This window comes from Streptomyces olivoverticillatus, from assembly GCF_014203555.1.
Taxonomy (GTDB): domain Bacteria; phylum Actinomycetota; class Actinomycetes; order Streptomycetales; family Streptomycetaceae; genus Streptomyces; species Streptomyces olivoverticillatus.
In genome coordinates, this window is the sequence record NZ_JACHJH010000001.1 from 612,208 (window position 1) to 630,891 (window position 18,684).

19 protein-coding genes are annotated in these 18,684 nt (G+C 70.4%); 9 read left to right on the top strand and 10 right to left on the bottom strand.

Annotated features, from left to right (window positions below):
- Positions 1-71 precede the first annotated feature (71 nt).
- Positions 72-539 carry a hypothetical protein gene (locus FHS39_RS02790; protein ID WP_184346116.1) on the top strand — a complete coding sequence of 156 codons (468 nt, stop codon included), beginning with the start codon at positions 72-74 and terminating at the stop codon, positions 537-539.
- Between the two features lie 66 nt (positions 540-605).
- Here FHS39_RS02790 and FHS39_RS02795 read toward each other — a convergent pair whose 3' ends face one another.
- From FHS39_RS02795 to FHS39_RS02810, 4 genes are all read right to left on the bottom strand, one after another.
- Positions 606-2,000, bottom strand: coding sequence for an AI-2E family transporter (locus tag FHS39_RS02795; RefSeq protein WP_184346117.1), 1,395 nt, complete (start codon positions 1,998-2,000; stop codon positions 606-608).
- Positions 2,001-2,124: 124 nt separating this feature from the next.
- On the bottom strand, positions 2,125-2,841 hold the full coding sequence (locus tag FHS39_RS02800) for an aggregation-promoting factor C-terminal-like domain-containing protein (RefSeq protein ID WP_484600444.1): 717 nt from the start codon (positions 2,839-2,841) through the stop codon (positions 2,125-2,127).
- A gap of 426 nt (positions 2,842-3,267) precedes the next feature.
- On the bottom strand, positions 3,268-4,590 hold the full coding sequence (phoH2, locus tag FHS39_RS02805) for an RNA 5'-3' helicase PhoH2 (RefSeq protein ID WP_184346119.1): 1,323 nt from the start codon (positions 4,588-4,590) through the stop codon (positions 3,268-3,270).
- 358 nt (positions 4,591-4,948) lie between these two features.
- Positions 4,949-5,710 (bottom strand): isoprenyl transferase, encoded by a 762-nt coding sequence (locus tag FHS39_RS02810; RefSeq protein WP_343069369.1) that lies wholly within the window; start codon positions 5,708-5,710, stop codon positions 4,949-4,951.
- 111 nt (positions 5,711-5,821) lie between these two features.
- Here FHS39_RS02810 and mgrA point away from each other — a divergent pair, with 111 nt between their 5' ends.
- Positions 5,822-6,859: an L-glyceraldehyde 3-phosphate reductase gene (gene mgrA, locus FHS39_RS02815; RefSeq protein WP_184346121.1), complete on the top strand. Its 1,038-nt coding sequence runs from the start codon at positions 5,822-5,824 to the stop codon at positions 6,857-6,859.
- Between the two features lie 518 nt (positions 6,860-7,377).
- On the opposite strand, the gene FHS39_RS02820 is transcribed toward mgrA, so the two are convergent.
- Positions 7,378-8,097, bottom strand: a complete 720-nt coding sequence (locus tag FHS39_RS02820; protein WP_184346122.1) for a prepilin peptidase — start codon at positions 8,095-8,097, stop codon at positions 7,378-7,380.
- Between the two features lie 58 nt (positions 8,098-8,155).
- Between FHS39_RS02820 and FHS39_RS02825 the strand changes: the two genes are divergently transcribed.
- Positions 8,156-8,506: a DUF192 domain-containing protein gene (locus FHS39_RS02825; RefSeq protein WP_184346123.1), complete on the top strand. Its 351-nt coding sequence runs from the start codon at positions 8,156-8,158 to the stop codon at positions 8,504-8,506.
- A 29-nt stretch (positions 8,507-8,535) separates the two neighbouring features.
- On the opposite strand, the gene FHS39_RS02830 is transcribed toward FHS39_RS02825, so the two are convergent.
- Entirely contained in the window at positions 8,536-9,042 is a 507-nt protein-coding gene (locus FHS39_RS02830) for an ATP-binding protein (protein WP_184346124.1), read from the bottom strand.
- Positions 9,043-9,309: 267 nt separating this feature from the next.
- Here FHS39_RS02830 and FHS39_RS02835 point away from each other — a divergent pair, with 267 nt between their 5' ends.
- Together FHS39_RS02835 and FHS39_RS02840 are read left to right on the top strand one after the other, a co-directional pair.
- Positions 9,310-10,161, top strand: a complete 852-nt coding sequence (locus tag FHS39_RS02835; protein ID WP_184346697.1) for a helix-turn-helix domain-containing protein — start codon at positions 9,310-9,312, stop codon at positions 10,159-10,161.
- A gap of 14 nt (positions 10,162-10,175) precedes the next feature.
- Positions 10,176-10,367 (top strand): hypothetical protein, encoded by a 192-nt coding sequence (locus tag FHS39_RS02840; RefSeq protein ID WP_184346125.1) that lies wholly within the window; start codon positions 10,176-10,178, stop codon positions 10,365-10,367.
- 28 nt (positions 10,368-10,395) lie between these two features.
- On the opposite strand, the gene FHS39_RS02845 is transcribed toward FHS39_RS02840, so the two are convergent.
- Positions 10,396-11,781: a helix-turn-helix domain-containing protein gene (locus tag FHS39_RS02845; RefSeq protein WP_246469766.1), complete on the bottom strand. Its 1,386-nt coding sequence runs from the start codon at positions 11,779-11,781 to the stop codon at positions 10,396-10,398.
- A gap of 187 nt (positions 11,782-11,968) precedes the next feature.
- On the opposite strand from FHS39_RS02845, the gene FHS39_RS02850 reads away from it, so the two are divergent.
- The 4 genes from FHS39_RS02850 to FHS39_RS02865 all read left to right on the top strand — a co-directional run bounded on the left by FHS39_RS02850 (position 11,969) and on the right by FHS39_RS02865 (position 15,030).
- Entirely contained in the window at positions 11,969-12,094 is a 126-nt protein-coding gene (locus FHS39_RS02850) for an albusnodin family lasso peptide (RefSeq protein ID WP_184346126.1), read from the top strand.
- 63 nt (positions 12,095-12,157) lie between these two features.
- On the top strand, positions 12,158-13,837 hold the full coding sequence (locus tag FHS39_RS02855; RefSeq protein ID WP_184346127.1) for an albusnodin/ikarugamycin family macrolactam cyclase: 1,680 nt from the start codon (positions 12,158-12,160) through the stop codon (positions 13,835-13,837).
- Positions 13,834-14,442: a lasso peptide biosynthesis B2 protein gene (locus FHS39_RS25635; protein ID WP_281396763.1), complete on the top strand. Its 609-nt coding sequence runs from the start codon at positions 13,834-13,836 to the stop codon at positions 14,440-14,442. The genes FHS39_RS02855 and FHS39_RS25635 overlap by 4 nt, the downstream gene beginning before the upstream one ends.
- Before the next feature lie 12 nt (positions 14,443-14,454).
- Positions 14,455-15,030, top strand: a complete 576-nt coding sequence (locus FHS39_RS02865) for a GNAT family N-acetyltransferase (protein ID WP_184346129.1) — start codon at positions 14,455-14,457, stop codon at positions 15,028-15,030.
- Positions 15,031-15,043: 13 nt separating this feature from the next.
- Here FHS39_RS02865 and FHS39_RS02870 read toward each other — a convergent pair whose 3' ends face one another.
- The 3 genes from FHS39_RS02870 to FHS39_RS02880 all read right to left on the bottom strand — a co-directional run bounded on the left by FHS39_RS02870 (position 15,044) and on the right by FHS39_RS02880 (position 18,615).
- Complete coding sequence (locus tag FHS39_RS02870) at positions 15,044-16,231, bottom strand: hypothetical protein (RefSeq protein ID WP_184346130.1); 1,188 nt, start codon at positions 16,229-16,231, stop codon at positions 15,044-15,046.
- Positions 16,232-16,341: 110 nt separating this feature from the next.
- Entirely contained in the window at positions 16,342-18,003 is a 1,662-nt protein-coding gene (locus FHS39_RS02875; protein WP_246469768.1) for an AMP-binding protein, read from the bottom strand.
- Between the two features lie 15 nt (positions 18,004-18,018).
- Complete coding sequence (locus FHS39_RS02880) at positions 18,019-18,615, bottom strand: TIGR00730 family Rossman fold protein (protein WP_184346131.1); 597 nt, start codon at positions 18,613-18,615, stop codon at positions 18,019-18,021.
- Between the last annotated feature and the right edge of the window lie 69 nt (positions 18,616-18,684).

Consider the following 18,684-nt stretch of genomic DNA (forward strand, 5'->3'; position numbering starts at 1 on the left):
CGGTTGGGCCCACCAGCGATCTTGCTGGTGGGCCCAACCTTTTTGCGCGGACTCCGAGGGGGACGGTTTCTGTGGCACGACGCGTGGTGGACGACCGGCTGGCGGTCGTCGGCGCTGCCCTGAGCGGCGCGGCCATCGGCTGGGCCGATCTTGAAATAGTGCGCCGGGCCACGGCCGCCGATGCCCGCGTGTGCCAGCAGCACCCCAACGACGTCTGCCTCACCCTCTACCCCGAGCTGGGCATCGCCGGCTGGATCGCGGTGGCCTTGGCCGGCTTCGTGATCCTGCTGTGGGTTCTCGAGGTCAGACCGCTGATCGTCACCGTGACAGCGTGCCTGGGTCTGTCGGTGTGCACGATGATGGTCTGGGCAGAGGTTGGCGGACTCGCGCGGTCGTGGGTCTTCTACCTGATGAGCGCGGGCGGCCCGGGACTGGTTGCCGCCATGCGATCCGCACGCATGCGGCGCCCGGCGGCGATCGCCCTGGCCGTCCTGCTCGTCCCGCTTCTCGTCTGGATAGGGTGGAGAACCCTTCACTGACAGCGCCGTAAACGAAAGCGGCCCGCGGACCATGCATCGTCCGCGGGCCGCTTTGGCGTGTGTGGGTCAGCCCCCCGGTCTCGGCGGGGATGCGGGGGCCTCCTGGGGAGTCACCGCCAGCGCCGAGCGGGCCGCATTCTCCTTGGCCTGCTCCTTGGCGTGCGCCCGCAGGTAGCCGACCACCGCATTGGTCACCGCCACCAGCGGCACCGCGACCACCGCGCCGCCGATGCCCGCGACCATCGAGCCCGCGGCGACCGAGAGGACCACCGCCAGCGGATGCACCCGCACCGCCCGGCCCAGGATGAAGGGCTGCAGGACATGGCCCTCGATCTGCTGCACCGCGAGCACCACGACCAGCACCATCGTCGCGGTGAACACATCGCGCGTCACCAGCGCCACGATGACCGCCAGCGCGCCCGAGACGACGGCGCCCACGAGCGGGATGAAGGCGAAGAGGAAGATGAAGACGGCCAGCGGCACCGCCATCGGCACCTTCAGGAAGAACAGCCCCACGCCGATGAAGACCGCATCGATCAGGGCCACTATCACCGTGCCCCGCACATAAGCGGTCAGCGTCGCCCACGCGCGCGGGCCCGCGCCCGCCACGCCCTCACGGGCCGCGGCCGGCATCAGCTTGAGCAGCCAGTCCCAGATCCGCGGGCCGTCGTAGAGCAGGAAGAGCGTGCTGAACATCGCCAGCAGAATGCCGGTGAGCACCTCGATGATCACCTGGACGCCCTCTATACCCGCCGAGGTGAGGTCCTTGGTGTTGGTGCCGATCGCCTGGCTGAGCTTGTCGGCGATGTTGTTGATCTGGGCTTCGGTGACGTGGAACGGGCTGTTGAGGAGCCAGCGCTTGAGCTCGTTGATGCCGTGCTGGACCTGCTTGGTCAGGTCGTCGAGGTGATCGGTGACCTGCCACACCACGAACCAGCACACCAGGCCCATGATGATGAAGCCGGAGATGAAGGTCAGGGCCGTGGCGAGCCCCCGCGGCACGCCACGCCGCTTGAGCCAGGCCACGGCGGGCTGGAGCAGCGCGGTGATCAGCAGGCCCGCGACGAAGGCGAGCACCACCAGCTGGACGGCGCTGATCACCCGCATCAGCACCCACAGCGTCCCGGCCAGGACCAGCAGCCGCCAGCCCACCTCGGTGGCGACGCGCATCGACCAGGGCACGGCAGCCACCGGATCGGGGCGCGCCGAGACGGCGGGGGCGTAGCTGGGCGGCGGGGGCACGTGCTCGGGCTCGGCCTGTGCAGTGGTGACATGGCCGGCGGGAGCGTCCGGCGCGGGCCGGGCCGCGGGTACGGCCACGGGCGCGGGCTCCGGTGCGACGACCGCGCCCGTCTCCACGTCCGCGGCCGGCGCGATCGCCGCCTTGCGCTCGTCGAGCCGCTCCGCGAGTCGTATCAAGCCCGACCCCAGGCCGCCGACCCATCGTGGCAATCTGGACATTCTTCTTCCTCTACCCCACTCCCCCGTGGCCATCCGTGTCGACGTTACCTGTCTCAAGACACCACGAAGCCCCCGACCGGTTGAGGTCGGGGGCCAGATGAAGACGTGGGACGGCCGGTAGGGCCTAGTACCACTGATTGGCCTGCCAGAACGACCAGGCGCCGCAGGGGCTGCCGTAGCGCTCGTTCATGTAGCCCAGGCCCCACTTGATCTGGGTGGCCGGGTTGGTGCGCCAGTCGGAGCCCGCGGACTCCATCTTGGTGCCGGGCAGCGCCTGGACGAGCCCGTACGCGCCGGAGGAGGAGTTGGTGGCCGTGTAGTCCCAGGTGCTCTCGTTGTTCACGATGTTGCTGAAGCACTGGAACTGGTCGCCGGGAACCATCTGCCGGGCCATCGCCTGGACGTCGGCCACCGAGTAGGAACCCTTGACCGCAAAGTCGGAGGCGTCGCGCGTGGCGGAACGGCTGGTGAGGCCGTCCTTGTCCTCGTGCTCCTTGGCGGCCTTCTCCTCGGCTGCCTTCTTCTCCTTCGCCTCCGCGGCGTCCTTCTTCGCGGTGGCGTCCTCGGCGGCCTGCTTGCGCGCGGCCTCCTCGGCGTCCTTCTTCGCAGCGGAGTCGGCGGCGTCGGCCTGCGTGTCCGCCTGCTGCTTGAGGGAAGCCGTCTGGACCTGCGCGCCCTGTCCGGCGGGAATCTCCGCGAGGAGCGTGGTGTCCGCGGCGGTGGCCTCGACCCGGTCGGTCGTGCCTTGGTCGTTGCCCGCGGCGACACCCACGACGGCGCCCACGGTGGTGACCGCGGTGGCGGACGCCACGGCGAATCCCCGGACCGAAATCCGGCTCACACGGTTTCCTTCCAGCATCGCCCGCATAGGTGACCTCGCGGACGCGATCGTGCCCCTGGCACTGGCCTCCGATAGGACCGGACCCGAATGACGGGCGACCGGCTGGTCACAGGAGGCGCTGACCCGGTGGGCCCTCCCGTGAAGGAGGTCCGCATGGTGCTCGGGCGGCATACGGCGACGCTGTGGAATTGTGTTCCGCACTACCCCCAGAGGGGCTCAAGTGCCGTATGCGGGGCCTGACAGGACCCAGACTCTGCCCGAACGGCACGCTCCGAGGCAATTCTTGGTCACGTGGGAAAGCTCACACCCCGTTTACCCGACCGGTTTTCCGGAAACATCCGCGCCGCGAAACAGCGCGCGGCTAAGCTCCTCGGCCCTGCCGCGCGCTGCCACCGGACGTATCCGCCGGAGCCCCTACCGGAGCCCTCAGATGCGGCCGTCCTCCAGCATTTCGGTCACCAGCGCCGCAATCGGCGAACGCTCCGAACGCGTCAGCGTCACGTGCGAGAAGAGGGGGTGCCCCTTCAGCTTCTCCACCACGGCCACCACCCCGTCGTAGCGCCCCACGCGGAGGTTGTCGCGCTGCGCCACGTCATGGGTGAGGACCACCCGGGAGTTGGCGCCGATCCGCGACAGGACGGTCAGCAGCACGTTCCGTTCGAGGGACTGCGCCTCGTCGACGATCACGAACGCGTCGTGCAGCGAGCGGCCGCGGATGTGGGTCAGCGGCAGCACCTCCAGCATGCCGCGGCCCACGACCTCCTCGATCACCTCGGCCGTCGTCACCGCGGAGAGGGTGTCGAAGACCGCCTGGGCCCAGGGGCTCATCTTCTCCGCCTCACTGCCCGGCAGATACCCCAACTCCTGGCCGCCCACCGCGTACAGCGGCCGGAAGACCATCACCTTGCGGTGCTGGCGGCGCTCCAGCACCGCCTCCAGGCCGGCGCACAGCGCCAGCGCCGACTTGCCCGTGCCGGCCCGGCCGCCCATGGAGACGATGCCGATCTCGGGATCCAGCAGCAGGTCCAGCGCGACGCGCTGCTCGGCGCTGCGGCCGTGGATGCCGAATGCCTCGCGGTCGCCCCGCACCAGCCGCACCGAGCCGTCCGCCGCCACCCGGCCCAGCGCCTTGCCGCGCTCGGACTGCAACACCAGCCCCGTGTGCACCGGCAGTTCGGCTGCTTCGGGGATGTCGACGCGCTCGGCGGCGAAGAGTTCGTCCACCTGATCGGCCGTGACCGCGAGCTCCGCCATCCCCGTCCAGCCCGAATCGGTGATGGCGAGCTCCGCGCGGTACTCCTCGGCCAGCAGCCCCACCGACGACGCCTTGATCCGCAGCGGCAGGTCCTTGGAGACGACGGTGACGTCGTACCCCTCGGCCTGGAGGTTGCGGGCGACGGCGAGGATGCGCGAGTCGTTGTCGCCGAGGCGGAAGCCGGCCGGCAGTATGCCCGGGTCCGAGTGGTTGAGCTCCACGCGGAGGGTGCCGCCCAGCTCACCGATCGGGATGGGCGAATCGAGCCTGCCGAACTGCACCCGGTACTCGTCCAGCAGGCGCAGGGCCTTGCGGGCGAAGTAGCCGAGCTCGGGGTGGTGCCTCTTGGCCTCCAACTCCGTGACCACCACGACGGGGAGCACGACCTCGTGCTCCTCGAAGCGGGACATGGCTCCTGGATCGGCCAGCAGCACGCTGGTGTCGAGGACATAGGTGCGCCGGTCGCCAACACGGCGCTTCTTGCTGGTCACCACGGGTGGACGAACCCCCTCGGGGAGAGGTAAGGGCGCGACGAGGTCGCGGGGAATGGGCCGGGTCCGTGCCCTTTGAGGGGCGGCCTGCCGGCCCCCCGCGACCGCCGTGCGGCCAGTCACATCCGCTCGGTCCGCACGGTCGTCGTCCTGGTGCAAAGGGCCTCCCGGGCGGACGGCCCCATGCCGTCCGCTGGCAGAGCGACGGTCCCAGTTCCGACCGTCGGCCTGGAGGGGATATTCCCGCTCCACCGCGAGACCATGCAACGGCATATGCGACGCGCAGTTGAACGATTGATCCGCCGTTACCCGTACTGCTGTTCCCCTGGGGTTCGCTGTCGTCGCTCCGTCAGCCGGAGTGTCAGCCCCCGTACCGCCGGTGGCGCGCCGCGTAGTCGCGCAGGGCCCGCAGGAAGTCGACCTTCCGGAAGGCGGGCCAGAAGACCTCGCAGAAGTAGTACTCCGAGTGCGCGCTCTGCCAGAGCATGAAGCCGGAGAGGCGCTGCTCACCGCTGGTGCGGATGATGAGGTCGGGGTCGGGCTGGCCGCGGGTGTAGAGGTGCTTGGTGATGTGGTCGACGTCGACCATCTCGGCCAGCTCCTCGTGGGAGGTGCCGTTCTCCGCGGCTTCCAGGATGAGGGAGCGGACCGCGTCCGCGATCTCCTGCCGCCCGCCGTAGCCGACGGCGACGTTGACCAGTATTCCCTTGGTGTCGATGGTGTCCTGCTCGGCCTCCTTGAGCACGGACTGGGTCCGGGCGGGGAGCAGGTCGAGGGTGCCGACGTGGTGGACGCGCCAGCGGCCGTCGGCGGCCAGGCCGCGGACGGTGTTCTCGATGATGCCGAGCAGCGGGTTGAGCTCCTCGGCGGGCCGGTCGAGGTTGTCCGTGGAGAGCATCCAGAGCGTGACGACCTCGACGTCGGTCTCGGCGCACCAGCCGAGCAGCTCCTGGATCTTGTCGGCGCCCGCCTGGTGGCCCTGCTCGGTGGTCCGGCCGTCGGCGCGGGCCCAGCGGCGGTTGCCGTCGAGGATGACGCCGATGTGCTTGGGCACCTGGGCGTGGTCGAGGCGGCCCTCCACCCGGCGTGCGTAAAGCCTGTACACCAGGTCGCGCAACTTCACGTCTTCCTGCCCCTCCATGCCACGGCGGTCGCCCCGAAGGCGCCACCCTACTGCCAGCGTGTCGCGAGAGCCCAACTAGCCCTGTCACAAGACCGTGATAGTCAGTGGCACATGACCGATCCCTCGCTCTACCGCGCGGCCGAAACGCGCTACGACTCCATGGAGTACCGGCGCTCGGGCCGCAGCGGGCTCAAGCTGCCCGCCATCTCCCTGGGACTGTGGCACAACTTCGGCGACGACCGCACCCTCGACTCGCAGCGGGCCACCCTGCGCCGCGCCTTCGACCTGGGCGTCACGCACTTCGACCTGGCCAACAACTACGGGCCGCCGCCCGGATCCGCCGAGCTGAACTTCGGCAAGATTTTCGCCCAGGATTTCCGGCCATACCGGGACGAAATCATCCTGTCGACGAAGGCCGGCTATCTGATGCATCCCGGCCCGTACGGCGAATGGGGCTCGCGGAAGTACCTGCTGTCCTCGCTCGACGCGTCGTTGGCCCGAATGGGTGTTGATTACGTCGACATCTTCTATTCGCACCGATTCGACCCGCACACGCCGCTGGAGGAGACGATGGGCGCCCTGGCGTCCGCGGTCCATCAGGGCAAGGCGCTCTACGCCGGCGTGTCCTCCTACAACGCCCAGCAGACCCGGGAAGCCGCCCGGCTGCTGCGCGAAATGGGCGTCCCCGCCCTTATCCACCAGCCGTCCTATTCGATGATCAATCGCTGGACGGAGGAGGACGGGCTGCTCGACGCCCTGGAAGAGGAGGGCATGGGCTGCATCTCCTTCGCGCCGCTCGCGCAGGGTCTGCTGACCGACAAATACCTGCACGGCGTCCCCGAGGGCTCGCGGGCCGCGCAGGGCACGTCACTGGACCCCCAGCTGCTCACCGAGGACGTGGTCCGCAGGCTGCGCGGGCTGAACGAGATCGCCGCGCGGCGCGGGCAGTCGCTGGCGCAGCTCGCCCTGAACTGGGTGCTGCGGGACGACCGGATGACCTCGGCGCTGATCGGCGCCTCCAGCGTCCGGCAGCTGGAGGCGAACGTGGCGGCGCTCGGCGCGCCGGAGATCACCAAGGAGGAGCTGGCCGAAATCGATACCTTCGCGGTGAACACGGAGGGCGTCAACATCTGGGCGGCGCGCGGTTGATTTCCGCCGGCACGGAAGTGGGGCGGGAGATTTGCGGGCCGCGCGGAAGATTCTTCCGGCTGCGGCGGCGGATTTCCGGGCCGGAGCGCGCCGATTCCCTAGATCAACTTCCCCGTTTGCTCCCTGCGTTAACGACACCGACACGGAGAGTGATGAAGGGGAAAGAAAAACGGGCCGGTCCGTGGGGGGGATACGGACCGGCCCGAGGGGGGGTTTCCACCATAACCGGTTCGAGGCCGTGGTTCGCGCACCAACGGGGGTGACAGTGCGTGGCGTGCTGACTTGTGACCTTCTTGATGATCTTGAACAGGCCAGCGGGCAGGGTCGCTTCACCCGGCGCCGGGCCCGCCAGCACTGGGCCTACGGCGTAGAACCAGCCATTCAGCGCACGGCCGGAAGTCGACCCGCCATTTCCTCCGGAAACGTTGCCGGAACGTCATCATCGGCTTGACGGGGATCGGCCTGACGGGGCCAGACGGGGCCGCAAGCGGACCCGGCGGGACCTGGCTCCGCGAAAATCACCCCGCCGTCCATGCACCCAGAAGGATGCCGAGCCAAGCCCCGGCGATCATGAATGGCCCCAGGGGCATCACCGCCCCCCGCCCTTCCCTCGCCAGCAGCCACCAGCTGTAGGCCGAGCCCAGCAGGAGGCCGGCGAGGGTGCCGAGGAGCAGCGGCCACCAGCCGTACCAGCCGAGGGCGCAGCCCAGGGCTGCCGCGAGCTTGACGTCGCCGAAGCCGAGCCCCGCCGAGTGCAACAGGTGCAGGGCTAGATAGCCGCCGCCCAGCGCCAGGCCGCCCAGCAGGGACCGCGGCCAGACCCCCGCGGCGCCGGGTATCAGCGCGGCCACGCCCAGCAGGGCGGCCATCCCCGCCGCGAGCGGCAGCGTCAGCACGTCCGGCAGCCGCCGCACCGACCAGTCCACCCCCGCCAGCAGCACCGCCACCGGGGCCGCCGCCAGCCACACCGCCAGCTCCGGCCGCGCGCCCACGGCCGCCGCCGACACCGCGCACACCAGCGCCGCCACCAGCGCGGGCCACAGCGCCCCCGGCCCGTACCTCCCTCCGCACACCCGGCAGCGCGCCGGACCGGCCCAGCCCGCGACGGCGTGCCCGCACGGACCGGACGAACGCCACGCCTCCTCCGGCTCCACCGACAGCCGGTACCGAGCGCGCGGCACCAACGCGCCCGTCGCGGCGCCGAACAGGGCGGAGAGGAGGATCAACAGCGAGTACATGCCCCGAGGTTACGGATTTCCGGCGATCTACGCCGGGGCCTGTGGATAACCTTGCTCCATGGCTCACTGGCAGGACGGACCGGCCCAACTCCGCGTCCCGGACGGCCCGGTGGTCCCCCTGGAGATCGCCGCCTCCTGGCACGCCCGCACCCGTGGCCTCCTGGGTCGCGACGGAGTTCACGGCGCGCTGCTCCTCACCCCGGCCGCCAGCGTCCACACTTTCCGGATGCGCTTTCCCATCGACGTGGCGCATCTCGACCGCGAGTTCGTCGTCCTGAGCGTGCGCACCATGCGTCCCGGCCGACTCGGCGCGCCCCGGCCGAGGGCGCGCCACGTCCTGGAGTCGGCGGCAGGGGCGATGGCGGGGTGGGGCATCCGCCCGGGCGTACGGCTCGACGTCCTCGGCTGACGCCTCGGCCGTCAGGTCCGCTTCGACTATCAGCACCGCGCTTCCGTATACGACACCGCTCCCCCGAGCGGCAGGCTGACCCACACCGTCGTCCCTTCGTCGGCCGGTACGGGCTTCCCCACGCCCCACTTTCCACGGCACTCCCGCACCACACACGCCAGCAGCAACAGCAGCCGCTTACGGCCTGCGGCGCAGATCGCGGTGGCCACGGGGTCGTGATGCCGGGCGGGATGCGGGTCCCAGAGGACGGTCCGCAGGGCGCTGTCACGCCAGGACAGGGAGAGGTACAGCGCCTCCCCCGGCGCGAAACGTGCTGCGCACGCGACGAGTTCGCTGGCGACGAGGGTGCCGGGCTCGGCCAGAGCCGCCAGGCCGTGGGCGTACAGGGCGGTACGGACGGTGTCCCGCGCGACGGCTGCGGACCGGGGTTCGCCGGGGACGGTGAAGCTGTACGCGAGTGCGGCGGGCTTGCGGGTGGGGTGCGTGATGCCCTGCGGGCGGGCGGGGACGAGCGGGCAGATGCGGCTGCTGGACATACGGCGCTCCCGTGGTGGGGGTGGGTGAGGTGATCGGCCGCCGGTGGCTCGTCTCCCTGACGCGGGCACGCCTCTCCCAGGGCAGGAGGGTTCTGGGCATGCCCACGCGATGCACTTCCGGCTGCGCCGTGCGCTTGGCCTTGCACCACTGAAGGTAGGCGGCGGCAGGATCAAATGGCCACCTACACCGGCACCTTGACCACTTTCGAGGGAATGCCGACACCGTCGGGGCGCGAACCACTCGCTGCCGCCTATAAGAAAGAGGCCATGGGCCCAAGGACATCACCTACAGAACACCAGAGGCGCCTCGGTCACGAGCTGAACAAGATGCGCCTGGCCGCAGGAGTGAGCGCGGAGGCCGTCGCCTCGCTGCTTGGCGTAGATCGCAGCAAGATCTCCAACATTGAAAGGGGCATGAGGGCCATCAGTCCCGAGCGACTGAGGAGTTGGGCGTGCCACTGCGCGTGCTCGGACGCCTCCTACGTCGAGGCACTGGCCAAGATGGCGCAGTCAAGGACCAGAGGGTGGTGGGAGCGCTACAGGGGTGTGCTTCCGGGCGGGCTACTCGACATCGCGGAGATGGAGGCGTACGCAATGCGCCTGCGGACCGCTCACTCAGTACACATCCCCGGGCTGCTTCAGACAGTGGACCACGCACGCACGATCTTCGGTGCGGTGGTGCCGCCATTGCCGGAACAAGAACTGGAACTACGTCTGGTTCATCGCCTGGAACGGCAACGGATTCTCACGCAAGAGGACCCCCCGGAGTACTACGGCATCATCCACGAGGCAGCACTGCGCATGCAGTTCGGTGGACGGTCAGTGGCACGGGCACAGCTTGAACACCTGATCAACATGTCAGAGCTCAGTCACGTAACCCTGCGTGTCCTACCGGTGGCCAGCGGGGCTTTCCCCGGAGCCGGGCAAACGCTCGTCTACGCCGAGGCCGAAGTGGCCCAGCTCGACACTGTGCAAATCGACAGCACACACGGGCCGGATTTTCTATACGGTGACACTCAGTTGGCCAAGTACCGTGGACAACTGGACTGGCTGGAACGCCTGGCTCTCGAACCGGACGACTCTCGAAAGTTCATCCACGACATCTCCCGTCAACTGTAAGGAGCCGCACTCAAATGCCGCACATCACCTGGGAAGAGCCCTTCTGCGGCGAAGGCAGCGCCTGCTTTCGCATAGGCACCGACATAGCTGGCAACGCCTACATAGCCGTCGCAGGCGCCGAGGACCACTACCTCACCGACTCCCGCGAAGCCCTGCGCGCCCTCATCCGCGACATCAAGGACGGCAAAGCCGACCACCTGCTCTGACACCGGGCTCCCGCGATGCGGGCCCGGTTCAGCCGTGGATCGCTCCGGTACGGACGGCGTACTCCCTGAGCCCCGGCAAGCTGACCGGTGCGTACACGAGGTCCGCCGTGAGCGCCCGGACCGATGGGCGGCGAGCTTCTTCGGGGGCCTGCTGCTCGATAGCCCGCAACGCGGCGTACGTCTGCTGGGGGCGGCCGATCTGGTGCCACATGCGGGCTGTGTCGGTCCAGAAACGGGCCCTGCGCTCGGCCGTGGGAAACACCGCCGGGTCGATCCGGCGCGCGTACCCTACGCCGTCGTCCGGGGTGCCCAGGGCGTTGAAGATGCTGATGTGGAACGCCGCGCACTGCTCGGGCGTGGCCTGGAGGGTGAAATGGTCGGCTTCCGAGCCGTACGCGAGTCGGCCGCCGGCTTCCGCCGCCTCTCCGGCCAGGTCCAGGGCACCCCCGCGGTCTCCTGTCTGCGCCGCCGTGTACGCGGCGGTAAGCAGCAGTGCCGCCCTCGTGCCCTGGGCCTGTGGCTCATCGAGATCGGCCAGTGTGCGGCAGGCGTCGGAGAGCACCTCCAGTGCGGCATGAGCTCGACCCGCTTGGCGCATCGTGACCGCAAGGACCCGTGCGGCTTCCCCCAGCGGTGCCGCCTGGCCTGACACCCGGGCAGCGGTCAGAGCACGGTCCGCTGCCACCCATGCGGTTCCGGAGCGCGTCTTGATGGCGAGTTCGCATGCGAGGGAATAGGCACGGGCCACCATGCCGGACGCCGTCTCGCGGTCCCGGCCCGCCAGGGTGTCGCGGGTGACCTCGGCCGTGGCAAGGAGCCCGGGCAGCCCTGCACCGAGCTTCGCGTACCGGGCGCGTCGGAAGTCGCCGCGGGCGGCACGGAGTGCCGGGCCAAGCAGGGCGAGGCTCACCGGCGCCGCACCGGGCGGCTGGAACAACGCCGCTTCCAGGGCGGAGGACGGATCGGCAGTCACGAGCCTTCGCGCGGCAGCCTCGGTTGGTGTGCCGGAGACGGTGGCCGCACTGATGCCGACCGCCCCCGCGAGAAACTGCCTGCGTCGCACCGTGCCGTCCTCCCGATCGCCGGACACCGCTGTGGTCACGGTAGCGGCCGGGAAGGCCCTCGGATCGCCGGTTGCCTCTACACGGGTTACGGATCGCTCCGGTGGGTGAGCAGCCTTCATAAGTTCCATTGGTGCGATGCCCAGCACGTCCGCAATACGCGCCACGGTGTCCCATGGCGGTACCAGGTCCCCCTTCTCGACGCGGCAGACCCACGATTCCGAGTAGCCGATCAGTGCCCCCAGCGCTGCCTGCGTCATGCGGGGACGTCGGGCGTGGCGACGACTACGGATCAGCAGTCCCAGGTCAAAACTGCCCATGGCCTGGCGCGCAGTCGTGGCGTGGAAGGTCATCCAGCCTCCTCGTCCCGCCCGTGGCGGCTTGTCCACGGTAGCCGCGCGATACCGGGCACGGCAGGGCATGGCCATGAACTTGCGGGACACGCAAGAGACTTGCGCGGCCCTCGATACGTCTGCCCGTCCACCCCCGCAGGACCCCACTCTGATGGAGTCAGCGCTCCGCAGAGAGGAGGAATCCGCGATGACGCACCACGACGCACCAGCTCTTCCCGCTCTTCCCACCGTGATCGACCTCGGCGACGCGGCCGAACTGACGAAGGGCAACGAGAACGAGTCGGTCGAGAGCAAACAGGAACCGTACAGCTGAACACTCTGCGGCGGCCCCCGGGCAGGGGGTCGCCGCCCCGGACACTGACGGCGGGAGGCACTGATGCGGTGGTTCGGAGGATGCGCCCCTAGCAGCGAACCGGTCGTTCCGTTGGGCGCCCGATTGCTGTGGCGTGAGCCAGCCCTGTGGACCGTGGGGCCATGGCCGGATCATCTTGTACGCATGGTGGATCGGCCCCGCAGGCGTATCGCCGTATTCGGCTCCTGCTCCGCCGGGCTGGACGAACTCTCCCGTGCCTCGGCCGCCGATGACCTCGCCTCCGCCAGCGGGTCATGGGCCGGCTCGTACACGGTGGTGCGCACCACTGCCGATGGCGAGTGGGAAGTCGTCACGGACGTCTCGTCCGCATGCCCGCTGTTTACCGCGCGGATTGCCGGCGGCGTGGTGTGGGCTTCAAGTTCGCGGGCGCTATCCGGCCTGACTGGCAACCGTGTCGACGAAGAGTGGCTGGCGTCGTACCTGGTGGACAAGCGCACCCCGATGCCCCACCGCAGTGCTTGGTCAGGAGTCGTTCCCGTTCCACCAGGGCACCGACTGTCCGTTTCATCACGTCACACGCTCACTGTGACTCCGTGGTGGTCGCCGCGCCAACGCTGCTGCGGCGATGCCGCCACAGGGGTGCGTCAAGCACTGCTTGACGGAGTCCGGGCTCGAACGGAGGGCAGAGCCGTCTCCTGCGATCTCGCGGGCATGGACTCCACCGCCATCGCCGTCATCGCAGCCCGCTACGGTCCCGTCCTTGGTGTGACCGCCCACCCGGTGGACGTCACTGACGGCGGTGACCTGCGATACGCCCGAGCCTTGTCCGTCCCGGGGCTGTCTCGCACCATGCTTTCCCTGCGGCCTCGCCATCTGCCCTTCAGCCCGGCGGGCGGCCATCTGCCCGCGACGGACGAGCCCGCGCCCTCCTCCATGACCTGGGCGATGTTCTCCGACATGCTGCGAAGGGTTGCGAATGCCGGATCGGCCGTCCATCTGACCGGCGACGGCGGTGACAACTTGTTCCTGCCCCCGCCCACCCATCTCGTCGACCTGGTCTGGCGCGGTCGGATCGTTCGTATGGCGGCCGACGCCCAGGCATGGGCCCGGCTGCGGAAGGTCAGCCCCTGGCCGCTGGTCGCAGCCGCGCTCCGCCGCGACGCCGCTCGGCTCGCGCGGCCCTGGCCGACACGGCCACTCTGGCACCTCGACGCTGTCGGTGACCGGGAGGCAGCCGACGTTCCCCACGCCGATGCCGCACTGATCGCGAGCATTCGAGGAGCGGCCCGGCCCGCGTATGCCGACTGTCAGCTGGCCGAGGAGCTCGGTATCGAGCTGCACAACCCGTACTTCGACGGAGCCATACTCGATGCCGTGCTCTCCGTGCCGTCCTGGGACCGCTTCGCCGTTCACCGGTACAAGCCAGTCCTGATCGACGCAGTGGGTGACCTCCTGCCGGAGCTTCACCGTCGACGGGTGACTAAAGGCGTGTTTGCCGAGGACTTCCACCAGGGCGTACGCGTCAACTTGCAGCGCCTCCTCACCCTGGCTGACGGCCGTCTCGCCGCCATGGGGTTAATCAACCCCGGTCCGCTGCGTGCTGCGCTTCAGGCGGCAGCCCTCGGAGCCAAGACCGTATGGCCCCCGGTCCTGGCCACCTTGACTGCGGAGGCGTGGCTGGAAGCGGTCGAGACCGCGCCGACGGTCCAGTGGTCTCCGACTCCGGGGGAGGGCGTCCGATGACTACTCCTCGAATCGTCGCGGTGGTCGCCCCGTACGGGAGTATCGTCATCGACTACCGCACTGGACGGGTCCAGCTCCGATCGACGGCCACGGCGGCGCCTAAGCTGCCGTCGGGGTCCGTGGTCGTCCACCATCCCGGTACCGCCCTGTCGTGGGGGACGAACGAAGTGCCCACAGTCCTGGCACCGTTGCCGGAGGTTCCGCTCCGGTGGTACCTGGGCGCGGTGCCCGCGGTGATGGTGACAGCTCTCGCAGCCGCCGTGGGCCCACGACGAGGCAGGTTCGCCCGCATGATCCGCCTGGCAAGCTACGGTCGCGCTCTTCCTCCGGCCGACCGCACCCAGGCCGAGCACGCCGTGCGCGCGGTTCGCCGGATGTCATCGGTGATCCCCGCGCGCTGGGCCTGTCTGGAGCAGTCCACCGCCGCCTCCCTCCTGCTATCGGCGGCCGGGCGCCGCGCGGAGTGGCGGCATGGAGTCGCCGCCGACCCGTGGCGGTTGCACGCCTGGATAGCCGACCGAGCGGGCCAGCCCGTGGACGAGCCCGCGGATACGGCCCTGTGCACCCCGACCTACACACCGGACGGACCCGTTCCGGGACATTGAAGGGACCACCGCATGAGTACCCCGCACATCCTTCTGCCCGGTGAACGGCTCGCCCTCGGCCAGCCGCGGCGCGAGCTGCTGCCCGAGTACCACCGATGGGAGAACGACCCGGGCACCGTCCACGGCTACGGCAACCAGTGGCCGCAGTCGTGGGAGGTCCGTGAGTCCGGGTGGGAGCGTCAGCGCGGCAACCACAACTATCCGCAGTTCGAAGTGGTGCGCCTTGAGGACATGACGCCGGTCGGCATGACCGTTCTCACAGTCAACCAGTTCGTACGCACGGCCGAATACGTCCTGGTCATCGCTCCGGAGGCGCGTGGCAAGGGCTACGCCGCCGAGGCGACACGGCTCACGCTCGACTGGGCATTTCACGTCGGCCACCTGCGGATGGTGTGGTTGAAGGTCCTGGAGCCCAACCGTGCGGGGATCGTCGCGTACGAGAAGGCCGGGTTCCGCCATGCCGGACGCCTACGGCAGTCCGGCTACTGGCTCGGCGAAAGCGCCGACGAACTCCTCATGGACGCCGTTCCCGCCGACTTCCCTGGCCCGTCGGCCGTACGCGCGGGCCTGGGGCACGGACCCGCCTAACTAGCGGAACTGGCTAATCCCCCCGCCTCCGCGCCACCAACGTCCACGCCCCCAGGCCCACCAGCAGCGCCGAGCCCGTTCCCACCCCCGCATAGCCGACGATCCGCAGTCGTTCGTCTCCCCTGCTGCCGCCCGCCGAGGCCACCGACTCGCCGCCCGTGCCGCCGTGGTCCGTACCCCCGAGGGCGCCCCGCTCCGCCGTCCCGGCGCCCGCCACATCGACCCGCAGGCGGACCGGGACGGCCGGGTCGCGCACCTTGGCGCTGACGCTGACCTGGAGGTAGTACCAGCCGGCCATGCGCATGCCCCGCACAGCTTCACCAGTGGCGCTGCCGTAGGCCGCCGGGGGCGTGGCCAGGGACACCGTGGACGGCTTGCCCTGGTAGCCGCCGGTCTTGTTCATGACGTAGCCGCGCGCGGCATTGGACAGGCCCAGCCGCACCCCGCCGACCACATACCGGGTGCCCGCGGCGGCCGCGAACTCCGCGTCGGCGAAGAGCTGCTCCCCGGAATCGACGGCCACCTTGTAGAACCTGGTCTCCCCCGGCCGCAGTTCGTCCTTCCAGACGCCCTCGCCGACCTCCGCCGCGTCGTTGAACCCCGTGCCGCCCGTGACGCCCTCGCCGTCTGCCCTCGCCACCGACGGAGGCCGCGATGTGCCTCCCGCGGAGCCGGGCTGTTCGGTCACGTACTTGAGCTCCACCGGCACCGGTGAGAGGTCGCCTCCCGTGGCTTCGCCGCGCTCCACGGCGAAGCGGTAGGTGCCCGCCGCCTTGCACGGGCCCGCCGCCCCGGCGATCCGCTCGGCGTAGTCGGCCACCGGGTACGCGCCGCCCACCGACAGGAACGAGCGGTGGTGCGCGGTCCCGCACGAAACGCCGTCGCGGGTCTGTAACGACAGCTCGATGCCGTCCCGCATCCCCATCGTGCTCCCGGGCCGCGGCACGGCGACCGCCGACACGTACGCATTGGACCGGTCGTCCAGTTCCACCGTGTAGTACCGCTTCTCGCCCGGACGGAGGGTGTCGGTGTAGGTGCCGGTGCCGGGAGCGAGTTCGGGGCCGGCGGTGCTGCTGCCCGAGCCGCGCACCTCCTTGGCGTCGGGTGCCATCCGGTACGCGACGGGGCCCTCGGCGCCCGCCGGTCCGGCCGCTCCCACCAGCACGGCCCACATCGCCACCCCGACGAGCCCGCCCCTCATGTCCCGCCTCCCTCGCCACTCCCGCACTGCCGGGCACCGCCCATCCTGCCGCGCAACCGGCGGCCGCGCGAGCGGAGTTGCGAGGTTTGAAAGGAGAGGCGGGCAGAAGGTCAGCGGGCGGGCACCAGTTCCCGCTCCCGCTCGTGGCGCAGCTGCTTCCGCTTGACCTTCCCGCTCTCCGTCTTGGGCAGCGAGGGGCGGATGTGCACGGCACGCGGGTAGAGGTGGGCGGCGAGCCGGGCCTTGACGTGGTCGCGCAGTTGCGCGGACAGGTCCGTGGCCGGGTCCGCGGCGGGGGCCAGGACGACGAACGCCTCCAGGACCTCGCCGCGCAGGTCGTCGGCGACCGCTGTGACGGCCGCTTCGGCGATGTCCGGGTGTTCCAGGAGGACGTTCTCCACGTCCAGCGGGCCGATGCGGTAGCCGGCCATGATGATGACGTCGTCGTCGCGGCCCGCGAAGGCGAAGCGGCCGCGGCCGTCGGCGCTCGCCAGGTCGCCGGTGAGGAACCAGCGGCCGTCCTGCGTGAACCGGCCGGATCCCTGCGCCTGCTGTCCGGCGTAGTGGGTGAACCACATCAGCGGGCTGCGCGGGACGTCGACGGCGAGGTGGCCGACCATGCCGGGTGCGAGGACCTCGTGGCTGTGCTCGTCGATCACGGCCAGGCTCCAGCCGGGCAGCGCGGGCCCCATCCGGCCGGGTGCGGGCTGCGTGCGCCACCCAGGGTGCCAGGGGGCGCCGAGCACCATGCCGAGTTCCGTCTGCCCATAGTGGTCGTGGATGGTGGCGCCCAGGTGCTCCTCGGCCCAGCGCGGCAGGTCCGGGTTGAGCGGCTCGCCCGCGGCGGAGCAGCAGCGCAGCGCGTCCGGCCGGTCCGGGGGCCCGTCGTGGTTGCGCAGGGCCCGGTAGACCGTGGGGGCGGCGGCGAAGTTGGTGACGTGCAGCTCCCGCAGGACGCGCAGGGTGAGGGCCGGGTCGAAGCGGGAGGCGAGGAAGAGGGTGTGCCGGCCGAGGGCGAGCGGTCCGACGACGGCCTGGTAGAGCCCGTATCCCCAGCCGGGGTCGCTCATGTTCCAGAACACGTCGTCGGCCCGGTGGTCGAGGGCGTGGTGCTGGTAGGAGGCGAAGGCCGCGACGGCCCGGACGGGGACGGGCACGGCCTTCGGCGCGCCGGTGGTGCCGGAGGTGTAGAGGTGGACGAAGGGGGCGTCGCCTCCCCGGCGGGCCGGGGGCAGCGGTGGTCCGCAGGCGCCGGCGGCCTCCAGCTCGCGCAGCGTCGGTCCTGCGGTCCGGGCCGGGGCGGCCGCCGGAGCGGTGTCGTTGACGACGACCGTCCAGGGACCGTCCAGGGGCTCCAGTTTGGCCGTCAGCGGGGCGTCGGCGACGAGCGCCGCGACCGTGGCGGTACGGGCGGTGATGGCCTCCGCGGCGAAGGCGGTGAAGAGGGGTACGTGGACGGCGCCGAGCCGCCAGACGGCCAGCAGGGTGACGACCAGTTCGGCCGACTTGCCCATCAGGGTGGCCACGTGGTCGCCCGCTCCGATGCCCAGCGTGGCCAGGCCTCGGGCGAGGTACTGCGAGCGGTCGGCGAGGTCGCCGTAGGTGAGGGTCTCCCGGTGCAGCCGGCCGTCGCTCTCGCGGACGACGGTCAGGGCGGGGCGCTCGCGCGGGTGCCGGTCGCACAGCAGGTGGGCGAGGTCGGCGTCGGGGGCCGCCGCCCGTGCGATCCAGGCCTCAGGGGTGAAGTCCTCGGTCTTTTCCATGGCCTCCATGGCGTCCTCTCCTCGTCAGCCGGTGACCATCAGGGCGTCGGCCGCGGCCGGGCGCTGCCAGCGGGGGCGCGGCGGGGTCCAGGTGTCCATCAGCGCGAGCAGTTCGCCGGCGTCCTGGACCGGCACCAGCGAGGCGCTCTCAAGGGGGGTCATGAAGCCGTAGTGGGCGGCCTTGGCGGCCAGGGAGAGCAGCCGGCTCCAGTAGTTCTCGGTGTTGAGGACGGTGACGGGCTTGGAGTGGTGGCCGAGGACGAGCGCGGCCCAGACCTCGAAGGTCTCCTCCAGCGTGCCGACGCCGCCGGGCATGGCGACGAAGCAGTCGCCGAGGCTCTCCATGAGCTGCTTGCGTTCCTGCATCGTGTCCACGACGTGGAGTTCGGTCAGGGAGGTGTGGGCGACCTCGGCGTCGGCCAGGGAGGTGGGGATGACCCCGATGACCTTGCCGCCCGCTTCGAGCGCCGCGTCGGCGACGACTCCCATGAGGCCCACGCTTCCGCCTCCGTAGACGATGTCCGCTCCGGAACGGGCCAGTTGCCGGGCGAAGGCGGCCGCCTCGTGGGCGAAGGCCGGACGGTTGCCGGACGACGATCCCGCATAGATGGTGACGCGCACGTGAATCCAACCTGTCTGGTGAGGAAGTGCCGGAAGAGGGAAGTGGGGGGCCGCCCGGGAGGCTTCGGG